Origin of the sequence: Bacillus sp. L381, assembly GCF_030284525.1 — a bacterium.
Taxonomy (GTDB): Bacteria; Bacillota; Bacilli; order Bacillales; family Bacillaceae; genus Bacillus; species Bacillus amyloliquefaciens.
Genome location: NZ_CP127224.1, coordinates 2680211 through 2698935, shown reverse-complemented (window position 1 = coordinate 2698935; position 18725 = coordinate 2680211). Strand labels below are relative to the sequence as shown.

The 18725-nt window shown below is 46.8% G+C and carries 20 protein-coding genes; 16 read left to right on the top strand and 4 right to left on the bottom strand.

Translation table 11 applies throughout. The features are described from left to right. Window positions 1-21 precede the first annotated feature (21 nt). From sppA to QRX25_RS13665, 14 genes are all read left to right on the top strand, one after another. The gene (gene sppA, locus QRX25_RS13730) at window positions 22-1029 is read left to right on the top strand and encodes a signal peptide peptidase SppA (RefSeq protein ID WP_212098688.1); all 1008 of its coding nucleotides are present in this window, start codon (window positions 22-24) and stop codon (window positions 1027-1029) included. A gap of 13 nt (window positions 1030-1042) precedes the next feature. Then, window positions 1043-1534, top strand: coding sequence for an RDD family protein (locus QRX25_RS13725; protein ID WP_115997749.1), 492 nt, complete (start codon window positions 1043-1045; stop codon window positions 1532-1534). A 77-nt stretch (window positions 1535-1611) separates the two neighbouring features. Beyond that, window positions 1612-2301 carry a DUF2953 domain-containing protein gene (locus QRX25_RS13720; protein WP_065982068.1) on the top strand — a complete coding sequence of 230 codons (690 nt, stop codon included), beginning with the start codon at window positions 1612-1614 and terminating at the stop codon, window positions 2299-2301. Between the two features lie 12 nt (window positions 2302-2313). Continuing rightward, window positions 2314-2754 (top strand): GerW family sporulation protein, encoded by a 441-nt coding sequence (gene ytfJ, locus QRX25_RS13715; RefSeq protein ID WP_013353179.1) that lies wholly within the window; start codon window positions 2314-2316, stop codon window positions 2752-2754. A 114-nt stretch (window positions 2755-2868) separates the two neighbouring features. Further along, entirely contained in the window at window positions 2869-3372 is a 504-nt protein-coding gene (tpx, locus tag QRX25_RS13710) for a thiol peroxidase (protein WP_212098685.1), read from the top strand. Between the two features lie 60 nt (window positions 3373-3432). Continuing rightward, window positions 3433-4419 carry a class I SAM-dependent methyltransferase gene (locus QRX25_RS13705; protein ID WP_115997747.1) on the top strand — a complete coding sequence of 329 codons (987 nt, stop codon included), beginning with the start codon at window positions 3433-3435 and terminating at the stop codon, window positions 4417-4419. Window positions 4420-4731: 312 nt separating this feature from the next. Further along, complete coding sequence (locus QRX25_RS13700) at window positions 4732-5919, top strand: acetate kinase (RefSeq protein WP_013353177.1); 1188 nt, start codon at window positions 4732-4734, stop codon at window positions 5917-5919. Window positions 5920-6019: 100 nt separating this feature from the next. Continuing rightward, window positions 6020-6532 carry a MogA/MoaB family molybdenum cofactor biosynthesis protein gene (locus tag QRX25_RS13695; RefSeq protein WP_013353176.1) on the top strand — a complete coding sequence of 171 codons (513 nt, stop codon included), beginning with the start codon at window positions 6020-6022 and terminating at the stop codon, window positions 6530-6532. A 149-nt stretch (window positions 6533-6681) separates the two neighbouring features. Continuing rightward, entirely contained in the window at window positions 6682-7893 is a 1212-nt protein-coding gene (locus tag QRX25_RS13690) for an argininosuccinate synthase (RefSeq protein ID WP_013353175.1), read from the top strand. Then, a complete protein-coding gene (gene argH / locus QRX25_RS13685) occupies window positions 7890-9266 on the top strand; it encodes an argininosuccinate lyase (protein ID WP_065522570.1) in 1377 nt (458 codons plus the stop codon). The genes QRX25_RS13690 and argH overlap by 4 nt, the downstream gene beginning before the upstream one ends. 73 nt (window positions 9267-9339) lie before the next feature. Then, window positions 9340-9468 (top strand): hypothetical protein, encoded by a 129-nt coding sequence (locus QRX25_RS13680; protein WP_014470818.1) that lies wholly within the window; start codon window positions 9340-9342, stop codon window positions 9466-9468. 137 nt (window positions 9469-9605) lie between these two features. Beyond that, window positions 9606-10373 carry an SDR family oxidoreductase gene (locus QRX25_RS13675; RefSeq protein WP_212098682.1) on the top strand — a complete coding sequence of 256 codons (768 nt, stop codon included), beginning with the start codon at window positions 9606-9608 and terminating at the stop codon, window positions 10371-10373. Window positions 10374-10433: 60 nt separating this feature from the next. Further along, entirely contained in the window at window positions 10434-11120 is a 687-nt protein-coding gene (locus tag QRX25_RS13670; RefSeq protein WP_045509919.1) for a metal-dependent hydrolase, read from the top strand. Between the two features lie 138 nt (window positions 11121-11258). After that, window positions 11259-12575 carry a CBS domain-containing protein gene (locus QRX25_RS13665; protein ID WP_013353170.1) on the top strand — a complete coding sequence of 439 codons (1317 nt, stop codon included), beginning with the start codon at window positions 11259-11261 and terminating at the stop codon, window positions 12573-12575. Between the two features lie 28 nt (window positions 12576-12603). Here the strand turns inward: QRX25_RS13665 and QRX25_RS13660 are convergent, their stop codons facing one another. Then, window positions 12604-12906 (bottom strand): YtpI family protein, encoded by a 303-nt coding sequence (locus QRX25_RS13660; protein ID WP_003152434.1) that lies wholly within the window; start codon window positions 12904-12906, stop codon window positions 12604-12606. 116 nt (window positions 12907-13022) lie between these two features. On the opposite strand from QRX25_RS13660, the gene QRX25_RS13655 reads away from it, so the two are divergent. Continuing rightward, window positions 13023-13964, top strand: coding sequence for a DHH family phosphoesterase (locus tag QRX25_RS13655; protein ID WP_088613881.1), 942 nt, complete (start codon window positions 13023-13025; stop codon window positions 13962-13964). 17 nt (window positions 13965-13981) lie between these two features. Here QRX25_RS13655 and QRX25_RS13650 read toward each other — a convergent pair whose 3' ends face one another. The 3 genes from QRX25_RS13650 to ytrH all read right to left on the bottom strand — a co-directional run bounded on the left by QRX25_RS13650 (window position 13982) and on the right by ytrH (window position 15120). Further along, window positions 13982-14173 carry a YtzJ family protein gene (locus QRX25_RS13650; RefSeq protein WP_049627160.1) on the bottom strand — a complete coding sequence of 64 codons (192 nt, stop codon included), beginning with the start codon at window positions 14171-14173 and terminating at the stop codon, window positions 13982-13984. A gap of 105 nt (window positions 14174-14278) precedes the next feature. Continuing rightward, window positions 14279-14782 carry a sporulation membrane protein YtrI gene (gene ytrI, locus QRX25_RS13645; protein WP_212098679.1) on the bottom strand — a complete coding sequence of 168 codons (504 nt, stop codon included), beginning with the start codon at window positions 14780-14782 and terminating at the stop codon, window positions 14279-14281. After that, window positions 14779-15120 (bottom strand): sporulation membrane protein YtrH, encoded by a 342-nt coding sequence (gene ytrH / locus QRX25_RS13640; protein ID WP_212098676.1) that lies wholly within the window; start codon window positions 15118-15120, stop codon window positions 14779-14781. Before ytrH ends, ytrI begins: the two co-directional genes overlap by 4 nt. Window positions 15121-15264: 144 nt before the next feature. Between ytrH and dnaE the strand changes: the two genes are divergently transcribed. Continuing rightward, window positions 15265-18603 carry a DNA polymerase III subunit alpha gene (dnaE, locus tag QRX25_RS13635; RefSeq protein WP_212098673.1) on the top strand — a complete coding sequence of 1113 codons (3339 nt, stop codon included), beginning with the start codon at window positions 15265-15267 and terminating at the stop codon, window positions 18601-18603. The last annotated feature ends 122 nt before the right edge of the window (window positions 18604-18725 follow it).

Below are 18725 nucleotides of genomic sequence, written 5' to 3'. Positions count from 1 at the left end.
CAGAAAAGGAGGCAGAACAGAATGAATGCAAAAAGATGGATTGCGCTCGTCATCGCCATCGGCATTTTCGGCGTATCAGTAATCGCAAGTGTGACCGTCGGGGTGCTGAAAAATGTCGGAGATACAGGGGCTGACTTTGCCTCGCTGACAGATGACTCAGAGGAAGTGACGCTCGATGAGGGCAGCCCCGGCAGTAAAATCGCCGTGCTTGAAGTGGACGGCACGATCGAGGACAGCGGCGAGTCCGCAGGCTTGCTCAGCTCAGGCGGGTATGATCACAGATCGTTCTTAAAACATATTGAGCGTGCGAAAGAAGATAAAAGCGTCAAAGGAATTGTCCTGAAAATCAATTCCCCTGGCGGAGGCGTATACGAAAGCGCGGAAATACATAAAAAACTGGAAGAACTAAAGAAAGAAACGAAGAAACCGATATACGTATCCATGGGCTCCATGGCGGCATCGGGAGGCTACTATATCTCAACCGCCGCCGATAAGATCTATGCTTCACCGGAAACGATCACCGGCTCACTCGGAGTCATTATGGAAAGCGTCAATTATTCTAAGCTTGCCGATGAACTCGGCATCAAGTTTGAAACGATTAAAAGCGGCGCGCATAAAGACATCATGTCTCCGACCCGCGACATGACGAAGGAAGAAAGAAAGATCATGCAGACGATGGTCAACGATTCTTATGAAGGATTTGTCAATGTCATTTCAAAAGGGCGGCACATGTCAAAAGCTGATGTGAAAAAAATTGCTGACGGCCGTGTCTATGACGGCAGACAGGCGAAAAAAATCGGCCTTGTTGATGAGCTCGGTTTTTACGATGATACGATCAGCGCGATGAAAAAGGATCATAAAAATATGAAAAACGCTTCAGTCATCACATACGAAGAAGGATTCGGATTAAGCTCGCTCTTTTCGATGAGCGCAGCGAAAATGTTTAAAAGCGAAATTGATTTTCTGAATATGAAAGAGCTTATTTCGCAATCCGGTTCGCCGCGGATGATGTATCTCTATGCAAAGTAGGGGGGAAGAAAGAATGGACGCGACTTACGAAGGCTTTCACGGCAAAGAAGAGGAAGCCGAACAACAGAGGGCGCTCGAGCCGGCATACGCGGGCTTTTGGATCAGGTTTTGGGCGTTTCTTCTCGATTGGCTGGTGATCTGGGGACTTAACCATCTCATCGTTTCACCGGTTTTCACGCTGATGAATCTCCCGAAAACAAGCGGAATGTTTACAATCTCAGTCTATTCCGTCACAACCTTGATCGTCTACCTCGCCTATTTTGTGTTCATGACAAAATGGTTTCACCAGACACTCGGCAAAATGGTTTTCGGGTTAAAGGTCACTCCTTTGGCGCCCGGAAAGCCGCTGACATGGGGCACCGTCATTTTCAGAGAAGCGGTGGGGCGTTATATCGATAAAATCTGGATTCTTTACATCGTCATTGCATTTACGCCCAAAAAGCAGGGGATTCACGATCTGATTGCCGACACCACGGTGATTCACGAAGCGCTGTACCGCAAATAAAAAGCAGTAAACCCGGAGAAACGTCCGGGTTTATTTTTTTGGGATTTGGCGATAATGCAGCTAAGGAAGTGAAGCTTATGGGATATGCCGCAGCAGCTGTTATTCTCATTCTCATTTTGGCCTGGCTGCTCATGAGGATGAAAATCCATCTGGCTTTCGAATATCTGCATGATAAGGATAACGACAAAATGACGTTTAAACTCTCGGCCTTACACGGGCTGATCCGTATAAAAAAAACGCTGCCCGTCATTAAAGTAAACAGCGAAGATGCGTCAATTGATGTTAAACAGGACACGAAATCCGAAATGAAAGGCCAGCAAAAAGAGAAGAAAAAAATCACATTTGAAGATGTCAAACAGACCATTGACAGAATAGAAATGATTCTGCAGCAGGTCGTCAGGATGCGTCAAATCGGTGCTTCGTTTCTTGCGGGAGTCCGTGTGACGAAGTTCGAATGGGTGACGGTTATCGGAATAAAGGACGCCGCCGTTACGGGAATCGCCGCCGGAGGCGTGTGGGCCGTAAAGGGAGGCCTTACGGCGATGCTGTACGACCATCTGCGTTTTATACATAAACCGGTGTGCGAAGTCATTCCGTCTTTTCAAGTGCCTGCCTCCAAGACGCATTTACAGTGTATATTCTTTTTTCGTTTTGGACATCTTATAGGTGCAGCTTTCAAATTGCTCAAATACGGGCGGAACGGACTTTCTATCATACGAAAGAAACAGCCGGTTCCGGTTGCTTCAAAGAATGATTCATCAGTTTAAGGAGGAGCGCATATGGCAGACCATCCCATTCAAGGTTTAATGAAAACCGCTATGGAAAATTTAAAAGAAATGATTGACGTGAATACAATCATCGGCGATCCGGTTGAAACGCCTGACGGCAGCGTAATCTTAACGGTATCAAAAGTCGGCTTCGGATTTGCGGCGGGCGGAAGCGAGTTTGGAGGAAAGCCGGCTGAAAAAAGAACCGAGGACGATGAAAGAAAAGAGCAGAAGCTCCCGTTCGGCGGCGGAAGCGGCGGCGGAGTATCCATTACGCCGATTGCGTTTTTGATTGTCGGAACAAACGGCGTGCGTATGCTTCATTTAGACGAAAACACCCATCTGATTGATAAACTGTTAGACTCCGCGCCTCAAACGATTGAACGCATCCAGCATATGTTTAAAAAGAATGAAAAAGGCCGGAACCAAAAAAGAACGGATATCGATTTATAAGAGAAAAGTTAACTGCCGCCCGCAGTTAGCTTTTTTTACGATGCGGCATAACCTTTGCAGTTTGCCTGAAACTCGACTATGATAGAGCTATACATAGATAAGGGAGGAATCAGAATGGCTGAAATTACATTTAAAGGCGGAGCCGTGACGCTGATCGGACAAGAAGTGAAACCGGGTGACCAAGCTCCTGACTTTACGGTTTTGACAAACGGATTAGAAGAGAAAACATTAGCAGATATGAAAGGGAAAGTAACGATCATATCCGTTATTCCTTCCATTGACACAGGCGTATGTGACGCACAGACGCGCCGCTTCAACGAAGAAGCAGCAAAACTCGGTGATGTGAACGTTTATACAATCAGCGCCGACCTCCCGTTTGCACAAGCGCGCTGGTGCGGAGCGAACGGAATCGACAAAGTTGAAACATTATCGGATTATAAAGAGATGTCATTTGGTGAAGCATTCGGTGTTTACATCAAAGAACTTCGTCTTTTGGCACGTTCCGTTTTCGTTCTCGATCAAGACGGAAAAGTCGTTTACGCTGAATATGTAAGTGAAGCGACAAACCACCCGAATTATGAAAAGCCTATCGAAGCTGCAAAAGCGTTAATCAAGTAAAGAGTGAAAAGAGCTCCGGGTGCTGCCGCGGAGCTCTTTTCATGGCAAGGAGGAAACAGTATGCAACACGACCATGTCGGTCAGATTTATGAACTTTTAGATGAAGCAGCCCGAGTGATAGCAGAAGGCCTTCAGCTGTCCTATATTGAGGGGCTTGCGGAAGCGGGAGAGATGTATTTTCTCGAGACGGCCGAACAGCTGCCGCTTCAGGAAAAGCAAACCGGCGAGCTTAAAAGCCTGCTTGCGAAAGCAGACTTCAAAAAATGGGAGCATGAATGGATCCGCAAGGCGTTTCAGCTCGCCATTTTAAAAGGGCTGAAAGATAAATCCCATCCGAACAGACAGATGACGCCTGATACGATCGGCCTTTTCATCAGTTACCTCGTGAATAAATTTACGGGCGGTCAAAAAGGCCTGACATTGCTGGATCCCGCCTGCGGCACCGGAAATCTTCTGCTGACTGTGGCAAACCAGCTTTCTGACAAAGCGGCAAAAAGCTTCGGCATTGATATTGATGATGTTCTTCTGAAGATTGCTTATGCTCAGGCGAATCTGCAGGAAAAAGAAATGGAGCTGTTCTGCCAGGACAGTCTTCAGCCGTTATTTATCGAACCCGCTGATGCGGTCATCTGCGATCTGCCGGTCGGCTACTATCCGAATGACGAAGGCGCTGAAGCGTTTGAGCTGAAAGCAGATGAAGGCCACTCATTTGCCCACCACCTATTTATTGAGCAGAGCGTCAAGCATACAAAACCGGGCGGATACTTATTTTTTATGATCCCGAATCATTTGTTTGACAGCGCCCAAAGCGATAAACTGAAGCAATTTTTGGCGGAAAAAGTGTATATTAACGCTCTTCTTCAGCTGCCGGCTACTCTGTTTAAAGACGAAGCGCAGGCAAAGAGCATTTTAATTTTGCAAAAAAAAGGCGGAGAAGCAACCCCGCCGAAACAAACGCTTTTGGCGAATCTTCCTTCCTTCGCGAACCAGCAGGCGATGCGGGAGATGATGGCAAAATTGGATCAATGGATTCAAAAAGAAAAATAATGGCTGAAAAGGCAGCGCGTGACCCAGAATCCGCGCTGCCTTTTTGCTTATTAAAATGAATGGAAATCAGGGGAATAACACAAATTAAGGAAAGAAAATAAAATTCCGTAAGTCCGTGCCGTCCATTTGGCACAAGGAGAATTTATCAGAAAATAACGACTTCATTTTGTAAGCGGTACCAATGTGGATGTTGACTTGAAATGCTGAGTTGACAATGTTTAAATGAAAAAGTCAGATATTTTTTGGACTGCAGTTACGGTCTGGGAAAAAAGAACGAAAAAACGAAGAAGAATTTTGATAGGAGCGTCATTTATGTCTAAAATTATTGCAATTAACGCAGGAAGCTCATCTTTAAAATTTCAGTTATTCGAAATGCCTTCAGAAAAGGTGCTAACAAAAGGTTTAGTAGAACGGATCGGTATCGCCGACAGCGTTTTCACTATCTCTGTTAACGGCGAAAAAAATACAGAAGTGACAGATATTCCGGATCATGCGGTTGCGGTGAAGATGCTGCTTCACAAGCTGACTGAATTCGGTATTATAAAGGATTTAAATGAAATTGACGGAATCGGCCACCGTGTGGTGCACGGCGGAGAAAAATTCAGCGATTCTGTTTTGCTTACAGATGAAACAATCAGTGAGATTGAAGAGATTTCAGAACTTGCGCCGCTTCACAACCCGGCAAACATCGTCGGCATTAAAGCCTTTAAAGAAGTGCTTCCGAATGTGCCTGCGGTTGCAGTGTTTGATACGGCGTTCCACCAAACGATGCCTGAGCAATCTTATCTGTACAGCCTTCCGTATGAATACTATGAGAAATACGGCATTCGCAAATACGGTTTCCACGGCACGTCTCATAAATACGTGACAGAGCGCGCTGCTGAGCTTCTCGGCCGTCCGCTTGAAGATTTGCGCCTGATTTCCTGCCACTTGGGTAACGGAGCAAGTATCGCAGCCGTTGAAGGCGGAAAATCCATTGATACGTCAATGGGCTTCACTCCGCTTGCGGGTGTGGCGATGGGAACACGTTCAGGAAACATCGACCCTGCCTTGATTCCGTATATTATGGAAAAAACAGATCAGACGGCGGATGAAGTATTAAATACGTTAAATAAGAAGAGCGGACTGCTTGGCATATCCGGCTTCTCAAGCGACCTTCGCGATATTGTTGAAGCTACAAAAGAAGGCAACGAAAGAGCGGAAACGGCTCTTGAAGTGTTCGCGAGCAGAATCCATAAATACATCGGTTCTTACGCGGCGAGAATGAGCGGCGTTGACGCCATTATTTTCACGGCCGGTATCGGTGAAAACAGCGTTGAAGTCAGAGAACGCGTACTTCGCGGCTTAGAATTCATGGGTGTTTATTGGGATCCTGCGCTGAACAACGTGCGCGGCGAGGAAGCGTTTATCAGCTATCCTCACTCTCCTGTCAAAGTCATCATCATTCCGACTGATGAAGAGGTCATGATCGCACGCGACGTTGTCCGCCTTGCACAGTAATTATCGAAAAAAAGCACATCCCAAGGGGTGTGCTTTTTTATTGAATGCCGCACAATCAAACGTTACGATATGTTTATTACATAAATGATGAGGTGAAACAATGAGTGTGCATGAACATAAACAAGAAGCCCCGTCAGCGGTTCGCTGCAAGGTGATCACGGTCAGCGACACGAGAACGAAAGAAACCGATAAAAGCGGACGCGTCATGATGGATTTCATCAGGGAAGCGGGATTTGAAACGGTCGCTTACGACATTGTAAAAGATGAAAAAGATGAATTGCAGAAAGCCGTTTTATCCGGCTGTATGGATGAATATACAGATGCGGTGCTGTTAAACGGAGGGACGGGCATTGCCGAAAGGGATGTCACAATTGAAGCGGTCACGCCGCTGTTTTCAAAAGAGCTTCCGGGATTCGGCGAGCTGTTCCGCATGCTGAGCTATACCGAGGACATCGGTTCTGCCGCCATTTTGTCCAGAGCGGCAGCGGGTGTAATCCAAAATACCGCAGTCTTCTGCACACCGGGTTCCTCAGGCGCCGTCAGGCTTGCAATGAGTAAACTGATTATTCCTGAACTGCCCCATGTGCTCCGGGAAATCCGAAAAGATTTATAAATATATAAAGCCTCTGCTCCGCTCAAAAAATTGGGTGGAGTTTTTTTTATAAAAGGCTTGAAAAAACAAAATTTACTTGTTACAGTGTATACATACAAAATGCATTTTTATTAATTAAAACTAATTTTTATACAAAGGGAGCTTTTAACATGGCAGAACAAAAAAAGGTTGTATTGGCATACTCAGGAGGGCTTGATACTTCTGTAGCGATAAAATGGCTACAAGAACAGGGGTACGACGTTGTTGCCTGCTGCTTAGACGTAGGTGAAGGTAAGGATTTGGCATTCGTTCAGCAAAAAGCGCTGGAAGTAGGCGCCGTAAACTCCTATGTGATTGATGCGAAAGAAGAATTCGCCCGGGAGTACGCGCTCATTTCTATGCAGGCTCATACAATGTATGAAGGCAAGTATCCGCTCGTATCTGCATTATCCCGTCCGTTAATTGCGAAAAAACTCGTCGAAGTGGCGGAAAAAGAAAATGCGGTGGCCGTAGCGCACGGCTGCACGGGAAAAGGAAACGATCAGGTTCGTTTCGAAGTATCCATTAAATCATTAAACCCTGATCTGGAGGTCATCGCTCCGGTCCGTGAGTGGCAGTGGTCACGTGAAGAAGAAATCGAATATGCCGCAAGCCGCGGCATCCCGATTCCGATCAATCTTGACAGCCCATATTCCATCGACCAGAATCTGTGGGGCCGCGCCAATGAATGCGGTATATTAGAAGATCCGTGGGCGGCGCCGCCTGAAGGGGCATATGACCTGACAGCATCTCTTGAAAACACGCCGGACGTTCCCGAAATCATCGAAATCGCATTTGAAGCCGGTGTTCCGGTTTCAATCGACGGCGTATCCTACCCGCTTGCTGATTTAATTCTCAAGCTGAACGAGACTGCCGGAAAGCACGGAATCGGCCGGATTGACCATGTCGAAAACCGCCTGGTCGGCATTAAGTCCCGTGAAGTTTATGAATGCCCGGGCGCAATGACTTTGATTACGGCTCACAAAGAGCTTGAGGATCTGACTTTGGTGAAAGAAGTGGCTCACTTCAAGCCGGCAATTGAACAAAAACTGTCTGAAATCATTTATAACGGTTTATGGTTCTCGCCGTTAAAAGACGCGCTGCTTGCATTCCTGAAAGAAACCCAAAAACACGTCACCGGCGTTGTGCGCGTCAAGCTGTTTAAAGGCCATGCCATTGTAGAAGGACGTAAGTCGGAATATTCTCTCTACGACGAAAAACTTGCCACATATACAAAAGACGATGCTTTTGACCATCACGCGGCAATCGGCTTTATCGAGCTTTGGGGGCTGCCGACAAAAGTAAACAGCATTGTGAAAAAGAAGGAGCAGATTGAGGCATGAAGAAGCTTTGGGGAGGCCGTTTTCAAAAAACACCGGAAAAGTGGGTCGATGAGTTCGGCGCATCCATCACATTCGACCAAAACTTAGTCAAAGAGGATATTACAGGGTCTCTCGCTCATGCGGCAATGCTGAAAAAATGCGGCATTCTGACGGAAGAAGAAGAAAGCGCCATCCGTCAGGGCCTGCAGACCCTCCTGCAAAAAGCAGAGGAAGGAACGCTTGAATTCTCTGTTGATTATGAAGATATCCATTTGAATATTGAAAAAATGCTGATCGAAGAAATCGGACCGCTCGGCGGCAAGCTCCATACCGGGAGAAGCCGGAATGACCAGGTGGCGACCGACATGCATTTATATTTGAAAGACCATGTCTCGCATATCATCGTGCTGATTGAACAGTTTCAGAAAGCGCTGATCGAAAAAGCGGAGGCTAATGTCGAGACAATTCTGCCGGGGTACACCCATTTGCAGCGGGCCCAGCCGATTTCTTTCGCCCACCATCTGCTCGCCTATTTTTGGATGCTTGAACGGGATAAAGAGCGTTTCCGTGACGCCATGAAGCGGATAAATATATCGCCGCTCGGATGCGGGGCGCTTGCCGGAACTACGTTTCCGATAGACCGTAATTATTCGGCGGAGCTGCTCGGCTTTGACGCCATTTATGAAAACAGTCTTGACGGAGTCAGCGACAGAGATTTTATTCTCGAGTTTTTAAGCAGCAGCAGTATGCTGATGATGCACCTTTCACGTTTCTCAGAAGAAATCATCCTTTGGTGCTCGCAGGAATTCAGATTCATTGAATTGGATGATACGTACGCGACGGGAAGCAGCATGATGCCGCAAAAGAAAAATCCCGACATGGCGGAGCTGATCCGCGGAAAAACCGGTCGCGTATACGGTGATATGATGGGTCTTTTCACGATTATGAAAGGACTCCCGCTCGCTTACAACAAAGACCTGCAGGAAGATAAAGAAGGCATGTTTGACACGGTGAAAACCGTTGAAGGAAGCCTTCAGATTTTCACGGGCATGATTGAAACAATGACCGTAAACAAAGACATCATGAAACAGGCGACAAAACAAGATTTTTCAAACGCCACCGAACTTGCCGATTATTTAGCCAAAAAAGGCATGCCGTTCAGAGAAGCGCATGAAGTGGTCGGCAAGCTTGTGTACAGCTGCATTGAAAAAGGAATTTATTTAAGTGATATGGCGTTTGCAGAATTCCTTCAAGCCAGCAGTCTCTTTGAAGAAGATATCTATACTGTGCTCGATCCGCATCACGCGGTTGAAAAAAGAATGAGCGCCGGCGGAACGGGTTTTCAGCAGGTAAAACAGGCGCTCGTAAAAGCAAAAGCCTGCGCCGGCGTTTAATTTGTTAAAATTACCTTCATATTTTCCCGTCATATCAGACACCCTACATCTATAATGATGGGAGGTAGAAGGAATGCGCAAAGAACAAGACCGTTACATCTATGATGAAAAAGAAAGTGAAGAAACGGCCAGGCTCATTTCAGAGGCATATCAAAGCGGTTATGTCGGCCTGGAGGAAGCCTCAGCCCCTTCAGAAAATTAAGCTGTCTGTAAAGACGGCTTTTTTTTCGTACGGATGAAGTGCAAAAAAGTGATATTGCCGCTTGTTTATAGTAAAGTAGAGGGAGAAACGACTTTATTCTATTGAAGCGGCAACGTTGCCTGGGGAGGGTATTCAATGTGCGACATGCTCTAATCACTGCCGGTACGAAGGGATTGGGCCGAAAAGTGACTGAAATGCTGCTGGAAAAAGGCTTTTCGGTCACAGTGAATTACAGACAGGACGAAGAAGCGGTCGCTTGTCTGAAGGCCGATTATCCCCGGTGCCATGACAGGTTGCAATTCGTTAAGGGCGATGTAACCCGAAAAGAAGATCTCATGCGGATCGCCGATGCAGCCCTTCAGCGGTTTGGAAGGATTGACATACTGATTAACAATGCCGGGCCGTACATATTTGAGCGCAAAAAGCTTGCCGATTATTCCGATCACGAATGGTATGACATGCTTGAAGGGAATTTAAGCGCCGTTTTTCATCTGTTTAAAGCGGTTATCCCGGTAATGAGACAGCAGCGGTTCGGCCGGATTATTACATACGGCTTTCAAGGAGCCGACCATGCTCCGGGCTGGCTGCACCGTTCCGCTTTCGGAGCGGCTAAAGTAGGATTGGCTTCGTTAACCAAAACCATTGCGATTGAAGAAGCCGAATCAGGCATTACGGCTAACATGGTCTGCCCGGGTGATATTGTAGGGGATATGAAAGAAGCGTCTATAGAAGAAGCAAGACGGAAGATCGGCAAAGACAACACGCCGATCGGCAGGTCCGGAACCGGAGAGGACATAGCGAGAATCATCGCCTTTTTATGCGAAGAAGATTCCGATCTTGTAACCGGAACGGTCATAGAAGCAACAGGCGGGCTGAATGTGATTAACAGGCATCAATCCCTGTAAGTTTTTTCGTTTGTTAAAAAGGGAACTTGATAAATATTAACTTTTTATGAGGTGAAAACGATGAAAGTGACTTATCACGGACATTCTGTCATTCATGTGGAAACGAAAACCCATAATATTATTTTCGATCCGTTTCTAACCGGAAACAGCCTGACAAATCTGAAGCCGGAAGAAGTGAAAGCGGATGTCATCCTGCTTACTCACGGACACAATGACCATGTCGGAGATACAGAGCAGATCGCCAAACAAAACGATGCGCTCGTTATTGCGCCGAACGAGCTGGCCGTTTATCTCGGCTTTAAAGGTTTAAACGTCCACCCGATGCATATCGGCGGGGCGCGCCAATTTGATTTCGGCAAAGTGAAACTGACACAGGCATTCCACGGGTCGGCGGTCACTGATGAAGAAAACAAAACCATCACATACACAGGGATGCCGGCAGGGATTTTATTGACGATTGACGGCAAAACGATTTTCCACGCCGGGGACACGGCGCTGTTCTCAGATATGAAACTGATCGGGGAACTGAATCACATTGACCTGGCGTTTCTGCCGATCGGTGATAACTTCACCATGGGCCCTGAAGATGCGAAACTCGCGGCTGAATGGCTGAGAGCGAAACAGGTCGTTCCCGTTCATTACAATACATTCCCCGTCATTGAACAGGACCCTGACGCTTTCGCCGAAAGTCTGCCCGGAGGCGTCGGCAAAGTCATGGCGGTCGGCGAGACTATTGAGCTTGCCTGACATAAATGTCAAAGACCTTCTGAATTATGCATTCAGAAGGTCTTTTTGTGATGCCGTCTTTTTTCGGGCGTCTCATTGCGAATGAATCCCCCGTGCCCTTATAATAAAAGCAGAAGACTGTCCTTAGAGGTGAAACGCTTGGCAACAAAGCATGAACAAATCCTATCATACATAGATTCGCTTCCTGTCGGTGAAAAAATTTCGGTCAGACGAATTGCAAAAGAAATGAAAGTCAGTGAAGGAACGGCTTACAGAGCCATTAAGGAAGCTGAAAATAAAGGGTTTGTTTCCACTATTGAACGAGTGGGAACGATCCGGATTGAACAGAAGAAAAAAGAAAATATCGAAAAGCTGACATACGCCGAAGTCGTCAATGTGATAGACGGCCAGGTGCTCGGCGGAAAAGCCGGTCTGCATAAAACGTTGAATAAGTTTGTGATCGGCGCGATGGAGCTTGACGCGATGATGCGTTATACAGCCGCTGGGAACCTGTTAATCGTCGGGAACAGAATCAACGCTCACCGCCAAGCGCTTGAAGCGGGTGCGGCTGTTTTGGTAACCGGAGGGTTTAATACCGATGACAGCATTATCGAGCTGGCCGATATGCTTGAGCTACCGATTCTCTCCACGAGCTATGATACCTTCACCGTAGCCGCGATGATCAACCGGGCGATTTATGATCAGCTCATAAAAAAAGAAATTGTACTCGTGGAGGACATTTTGACGCCCGCAGATCGGACAGTGACGCTGTCTCCTAAGGATAAGCTGGAGAAATGGTACGAAAAAAACTATGAAACCGGACACGGACGCTTTCCGGTCATCGATCAGCAGATGAAAATCCACGGGATTCTCACATCGAAAGATATCGCCGGGCATGACCGGTCAGTTCCGATTGAAAAAGTAATGACCAAAAACCCTGTCACGGTGATCGGGAAAACGTCTGTCGCCTCAGCGGCCCAAATGATGGTTTGGGAAGGAATCGAAGTGCTTCCGGTGACAGACGGGCACCACAGACTGATCGGGATGATCAGCCGCCAGGATGTCTTAAAAGCGCTTCAAATGGTTCAAAAGCAGCCTCAGGTCGGGGAGAAGCTTGATGATATCGTTTCAAGGGGATTTAAAGAAGAGGAAGATGATAAAACGCCGGCCGTTTATCAATATGAAGTCACGCCGCAGATGACCAATCAGCTCGGGACGATTTCTTACGGGGTGTTTACAACGATTTTAACCCAGGCCGCCAGCCGATTTTTACGTTCCCGCAAACGCGGCGAACTGGTCATTGAAAGCATTACGATTTTCTTCTTAAAGCCCGTTCAGATGGAATCGGTCATTGAAGTGAAACCGCGCATTTTAGAAGCAGGCCGGAAATTCGGGAAAATGGAAGTGGAAGTGTCAAGCCAAAGCGGCATCGTTTCAAAAGCGATGCTCATGGTACAGCTGATGGAGAGAAGCTAAGGGACGCATCTCGGTCCCTTGACATTCATTATGCGTGGTCCCTCTCCGCTTCCTTTGCATGGATGGGTTCATAATGCTTATAGGCTTTATACCCGGCCCATGCGCTGCCTGCTCCGATTAAAATGAAAACGCCGCCGATGACAAGGGTGAGGACGGAGTGGAACAGAATCATTTGATTTACTCCGTACAAAAGCACCAGCGCGCCTAACGCCATACTTGATTTAGCCGAAAAGCATTCCTTCTCCAGCGCCCGTTTCGTCTGGATGCCTTTTACTTTGTAATACACGTAAAAGCAGGCAGAAAGCCCGATGAGAAAAACAAAAACCAGCATAAATGAAATCCTCCATTATATGAGTTTGCAAAACTGTTTATACCGTTCCTGAAAGATTTTCCTTTTCCACGGATAAAGAGTATGATTAAATGAATAAAAACAAAAAGGAGAAAACGATGAAATCTGAACTGATCAGAACCATATCATTATATGACACCATTATCTTACATAGACATGTGAGGCCTGACCCAGACGCTTACGGATCACAGTGCGGCCTTACGGAAATCCTGCGGGAAACGTATCCCGAAAAAAATATTTTTGCCGTCGGACAGCCTGAGCCGTCCTTGTCTTTCTTATATTCCCTCGATGAGGTGGATGACGAAACCTATAAAGATGCTCTTGTCATCGTGTGCGATACCGCAAACCAAGAACGGATCGACGATCAGCGCTATCATTCCGGCGCAAAGCTCATGAAAATAGACCACCATCCAAATGAAGATCCATATGGCGATCTGTTATGGGTCGATACGAATGCAAGCTCCGTAAGCGAAATGATCTATGAGCTGTATCTGGAAGGAAAAGAGCACGGCTGGAAGCTGAATACGAAAGCGGCTAAGCTGATCTACGCGGGTATCGTCAGTGATACGGGACGCTTTTTATTCCCGAACACCACAAAAAAGACATTCAAATACGCGGGAGAGCTCATTGAGTTCCCTTTTTCACCGTCAGAGCTTTTCAATCAATTGTATGAAACAAAATTAAATGTGGTGAAGCTGAATGGCTTTATTTATCAAAATGTGTCATTGTCTGACAACGGCGTCGCTTCCGTTTTCATTAAAAAAGACATTTTGGAGGCATACGGAACCACCGCTTCAGAAGCATCGCAGCTTGTCGGAACACTCGGAAATATTTCGGGTATTCGCGCTTGGGTGTTCTTCATAGAAGAAGACGATCAAATCAGAGTCCGGTTCCGTTCAAAAGGCCCGGTCATCAACGGAATTGCCCGGAAATACAATGGCGGCGGACATCCGCTGGCGGCCGGCGCATCCATCTACAGCTGGGATGAAACCGGTCCGATTCTTGCTGATCTTGAAGAGATATGTAACGAACACAAGTAGAGGGGAGACCCTCTTTCTTAGTGTTCATCTGTCACGGGGATGAACCAGCAGCCGAAATCAGTCAGGTCTTCGTAGACGCGGAGATTACAGATTTGGAGTTCTTTTTTTATGAGGGAAGCGAGTGTGTCTGTTTCTGCATATGCGGAATAGCCTTTTCTGATTCGGTCTGCATGATCTTTTGCCAAGCGGCGTTCACTAAAAACCTCCATTTTCCCTTCCTCCCTTCAGAATCATTGAAAATGTCTCATTTACAGTTTATAAAAAAGCGGAGAAAAAAGCGACAGATCTATGGAAAATTTTTAAAAATGACATAATTACGTCGCAAAAGAAATATGAATTTCGACAGACAGCCTCGTATAAATCGTCAGTTCCTTTACTTCAGCTTTATATTCCTTCTCATTTATGGTGTACACCTTGTTTTCAATCGTCCGTTTTAAAAGTTCCTTTGTTTTATACACACTTTCAATATCCTTTGTGATGACTTCAGAAATATTATCTTTCACCTGTTCTTCAAATTTCATCTTATCGGGCTGGGCGATTCTGTATTTTTCTCCATTGATCAGCTTCACATCAACGCTTTGGATAAGCAGTCTTTGCTTATTATCCTCATTTAATTTATGAAGATCCTTCTGATAGATGGAGATCTGGTTTTTCAAATCCCGTGCGTGCTCCCGCTGTTTTTCAATTAACGTCACCTGTTCTTCCTGAAACGTTCCGTATGTAAACAGAAAGAACAGCCAGCTGACGATGGCTCCGCACATCATTCCCGCAAAAAAACGCTGCCACCCCGGTTTTTTATAATACTCGGGAATTCTCATGAGGAAACATTCTCCTGCGCCAGCCATGAAACAATCAGCCAGCCGGTCTGTGCGCCGCCCATTGCTGAAATAATTAAAAGAAGCTGTTTGAAAATGTCGCGCGTGTTGCCTTCAAACAGCCCCCGCTCAAAACTGTATACCGCGTCAAACGTTCCTCCGATGGCCGCGACAAGCGCCCAGATCTTCAGCCTGTTCGCCAATTTTGTAATCGCTGTAAGCGGAGGCTCGCCTGATAAATAAGCTCCGACGCCGCCGATGAGCGCCCCGCCGAGCAAAACACCGAGGGCGATAAAATAACTGCTGATAAAATTCGCCATAAAGCCGGCTTCCTGATCCATATATACACCACCTCACTTTTCTATCATATTGAGCGAAACGGACAAGTATGATGATGAGTCAAAAAAGAACATTTGTTTCTTAAGAAAACCCGTCTTATAATGTAGAAAGGCAAATTGAACGTATACGGGAAAGGAGTGGCGGCATTGTCTTTTGTTCACCTTCAAGTACATAGCGGCTACAGCCTGTTAAACAGCGCCGCTTCTGTAAAAGAGATTGTTACACAAGCGAAGGAGCTCGGATATTCTTCATTGGCGCTCACGGACGAAAATGTGATGTACGGCGCCATTGAGTTTTATAAAGCATGCAAGTCAAACGGAATAAAGCCGATTATCGGTCTGACGGCTTCAATATACACGGACGAAACTGAGCTTGAAGCACGCCCGCTTGTTCTTTTGGCGGAGACAAATACCGGATATCAGAACCTGCTGAAAATCTCAAGTGCGCTGCAATCCATAGCAAAGGGCGGCATGAAGCGGAAATGGATGAAGAGCTATCATGAAGGGCTGATCGCCATTACGCCCGGTGAAAACGGGTACATTGAAAGCCTGCTTCAAGCAGGGAAGTTTGAAGAAGCGGTCCGGGCTGCCGAAGGATTCCGGGAATTGTTCGGAGAAGGCCGTTTTTATTTAGGGTACCAGCCGTTTAAAGGACATGAGACGTTATCAGAAGAAATCCTCCGCCTGTCAGCCGAGACGGAAATCGCTGTCTGCGCGGCGGGGGATGTCCGTTATATCAAGAAAGAAGACCAAGATGCGTACCGCTGTCTGTGCGCCATTAAAGCCGGGGAGAAATGGGAGGATCAGAGCGGGAACCTGCCGGACTTATACTTGAGGCCGCCTGAAGAGATGGAAAATATTTATATGAAGAATCCGGAAGCGATCGAAGCAGCCGCACGTATCGCCCGGCAATGCCAAGTCGATGTCAGCCTCGGACAGACACAGCTTCCGTCTTTCCCGGCGCCGGACGGCAAATCAGCCGATGACTATTTGGCGGAAGTCTGTCATGAGGGGCTTCGTCTCCGTTTCGGCACTCCTGATGAGCGTGCTGTCCGCCGTCTTGACTATGAGCTGGATGTCATCAGGCGCATGAAATTCAGTGATTACTTTCTCATCGTATGGGACTTTATGAAGTACGCGCATGAAAAGGGCATTGTGACAGGTCCGGGAAGGGGGTCTGCGGCAGGCTCGCTTGTTGCTTACTCCCTTTTCATTACAGACGTGGACCCGCTTAAACATTCTCTGTTATTCGAGAGGTTTCTTAATCCCGAGCGGATCAGCATGCCCGATATTGATATCGATTTCCCTGATACGAGAAGGGATGAGGTCATTCAGTATGTGCAAAATAAGTATGGGAGCATGCACGTCGCCCAGATTATCACCTTCGGAACCTTGGCCGCGAAGGCGGCGTTAAGGGACACCGGCAGAGTGTTCGGAATCAGCCCGAAAGAAGCCGACCAGCTTGCCCGCCTGATCCCGTCTAAACCGGGAATGACGCTTGAGGAGGCGAGACGGCAGTCCGCTCAGCTGGACAGGCGGCTGTCTAAATCCGACGTTCTTCATAAAGTGTTTCAGATCGCAAGGAAAATCGAAGGTCTTCCGAGACATACGTCTACACACGCGGCCGGCGTTGTTCTCAGTAAAGAGCCGCTTTCTGAAGTTGTCCCCCTGCAGGAAGGGCATGACGGCGTGTATTTAACGCAGTATGCGATGGATCACTTGGAAGATCTCGGTCTTTTGAAAATGGACTTTTTAGGTTTGCGCAACCTGACGCTTATCGAATCCATTAAGACGATGATTGAAAAAGAGACAAATACGAAAATTGATTTTTCCGAGATTTCTTATCAGGATGAAAAAACGTTCTCACTATTGTCAAACGGCGATACGACGGGGATTTTTCAGCTGGAATCATCAGGAATGAGGAATGTGCTGAAGCGTCTGAAACCGTCAAGGCTTGAAGACATTGTCGCGGTAAACGCGCTTTACAGGCCGGGGCCGATGGAAAATATTCCGCTATTTATCGACCGGAAGCACGGTCGGGCGCGTGTGGAAGTCCCGCACGAGGATGTAAGAAATATTCTCAGTGACACGTACGGCGTCATCGTCTATCAAGAGCAGATTATGATGATCGCCTCGCGCATGGCAGGGTTTTCATTAGGTGAAGCGGATCTGCTCAGACGGGCTGTCAGCAAAAAGCAAAAGGATATTCTGGACAGAGAGCGAAGCCATTTTGTTGAAGGGTGCTTAAAAAAGGAGTATTCTGTAGTCACTGCAAACGAGGTCTACGATCTGATTGTCAAATTCGCTAACTACGGATTCAACAGAAGCCATGCTGTCGCATACAGCATGATCGGCTATCAGCTCGCCTATTTAAAAGCGCACTATCCTTTATATTTTATGTGCGGGCTTTTGACGAGCGTCATCGGCAATGAGGACAAAATATCGCAATATCTGCACGAAGCGAAGGGGAGCGGGATCCAAGTCCTTCCGCCGTCTATCAATAAGAGCGGTTTTCCGTTTGCACCTGAAAACGGAGCCGTCAGATACAGTTTGCGGGCCATAAAAAACGTAGGCGTCTCGGCAGTGAAAGATATTTATAAAGCAAGAACACATAAACCGTTCGAGGATCTTTTCGATTTCTGCTTTCGCGTTCCTGCCAAAAGCGTTAATCGGAAAACAATCGAAGCCCTTATATTTTCTGGCGCCATGGACGAATTCAATCAAAATCGCGCCGCCTTGCTGGCCTCCGTTGATGTGGCTTTAGAGCATGCTGAGCTTTTTCGTGCAGACGATGACCAAATGGGATTGTTTTTGGAAGAATCGTTCTCCATTAAGCCAAAATATGTAGAGGCTGAGGAATTTCCGCTCGTGGATAAGCTTCGGTTTGAAAAAGAAGCTCTCGGTGTTTATTTCTCAAGCCATCCTTTGTCAGCTTTCAGGAATCTCTTGAAAAAACGGGGGGCGCAAGCGATCGAAACAGCGCTGCAGATGCCGAAAGGACAGCTGTCAATCGGCGCTTTGCTCGCAGGCATTAAAACGATTCGGACAAAGACAGGTCAGCATATGGCTTTTCTCACATTAAGCGACGAAACGGGAGAAATGGAAGCCGTCGTGTTTCCTGACCAATATAGAAGGCTGTCTCCGCTGTTAAAAGAAGGCGCGCTTTTATTCGCGTCCGGAAAAATGGAAGAGCGGCAGGAGAAGATACAATTTATTATGTCACACGCCTCTCTCCTTGAGCAGACGGAGGCAGACAGAGCGCCGTCTGTTTACATCAAAATCGAAGGCAGCCGGCACAATCAGGAGTTTCTGGAAAAGATGAAGCGTATTTTACTGGAGCATAAAGGGGAAACCGGCGTTTATCTTTATTATGAAAAAGACAAGCAGACCATCAGGCTGCCCGATACTTTTCATATTCAGGCCGACCATCAGGCGTTATACCGTTTAAAAGAGCTGCTGGGCCGCGAAAACGTCGTGTTAAAATAGTGGTAACAACAATAGTTTTGTTATACAATTGAAACAATTGTGCTATCTTATTTAAAGATTCTGAAATTTTTCACCTCCAGAGATTGTACCAGTCTATGCGGCAGAATATGTAACAAAGTACT

Bases quoted from the DNA above. Each gene is read 5' to 3' on its own strand.
- sppA (WP_212098688.1), top strand. From the start codon at position 22: ATGAATGCAAAAAGATGGATTGCGCTCGTCATCGCCATCGGCATTTTC.
- QRX25_RS13725 (WP_115997749.1), top strand. From the start codon at position 1,043: ATGGACGCGACTTACGAAGGCTTTCACGGCAAAGAAGAGGAAGCCGAA.
- QRX25_RS13720 (WP_065982068.1), top strand. From the start codon at position 1,612: ATGGGATATGCCGCAGCAGCTGTTATTCTCATTCTCATTTTGGCCTGG.
- ytfJ (WP_013353179.1), top strand. From the start codon at position 2,314: ATGGCAGACCATCCCATTCAAGGTTTAATGAAAACCGCTATGGAAAAT.
- tpx (WP_212098685.1), top strand. From the start codon at position 2,869: ATGGCTGAAATTACATTTAAAGGCGGAGCCGTGACGCTGATCGGACAA.
- QRX25_RS13705 (WP_115997747.1), top strand. From the start codon at position 3,433: ATGCAACACGACCATGTCGGTCAGATTTATGAACTTTTAGATGAAGCA.
- QRX25_RS13700 (WP_013353177.1), top strand. From the start codon at position 4,732: ATGTCTAAAATTATTGCAATTAACGCAGGAAGCTCATCTTTAAAATTT.
- QRX25_RS13695 (WP_013353176.1), top strand. From the start codon at position 6,020: ATGAGTGTGCATGAACATAAACAAGAAGCCCCGTCAGCGGTTCGCTGC.
- QRX25_RS13690 (WP_013353175.1), top strand. From the start codon at position 6,682: ATGGCAGAACAAAAAAAGGTTGTATTGGCATACTCAGGAGGGCTTGAT.
- argH (WP_065522570.1), top strand. From the start codon at position 7,890: ATGAAGAAGCTTTGGGGAGGCCGTTTTCAAAAAACACCGGAAAAGTGG.
- QRX25_RS13680 (WP_014470818.1), top strand. From the start codon at position 9,340: ATGCGCAAAGAACAAGACCGTTACATCTATGATGAAAAAGAAAGTGAA.
- QRX25_RS13670 (WP_045509919.1), top strand. From the start codon at position 10,434: ATGAAAGTGACTTATCACGGACATTCTGTCATTCATGTGGAAACGAAA.
- QRX25_RS13660 (WP_003152434.1), bottom strand. From the start codon at position 12,906: ATGCTGGTTTTTGTTTTTCTCATCGGGCTTTCTGCCTGCTTTTACGTG.
- QRX25_RS13655 (WP_088613881.1), top strand. From the start codon at position 13,023: ATGAAATCTGAACTGATCAGAACCATATCATTATATGACACCATTATC.
- QRX25_RS13650 (WP_049627160.1), bottom strand. From the start codon at position 14,173: ATGGAGGTTTTTAGTGAACGCCGCTTGGCAAAAGATCATGCAGACCGA.
- ytrI (WP_212098679.1), bottom strand. From the start codon at position 14,782: ATGAGAATTCCCGAGTATTATAAAAAACCGGGGTGGCAGCGTTTTTTT.
- ytrH (WP_212098676.1), bottom strand. From the start codon at position 15,120: ATGGATCAGGAAGCCGGCTTTATGGCGAATTTTATCAGCAGTTATTTT.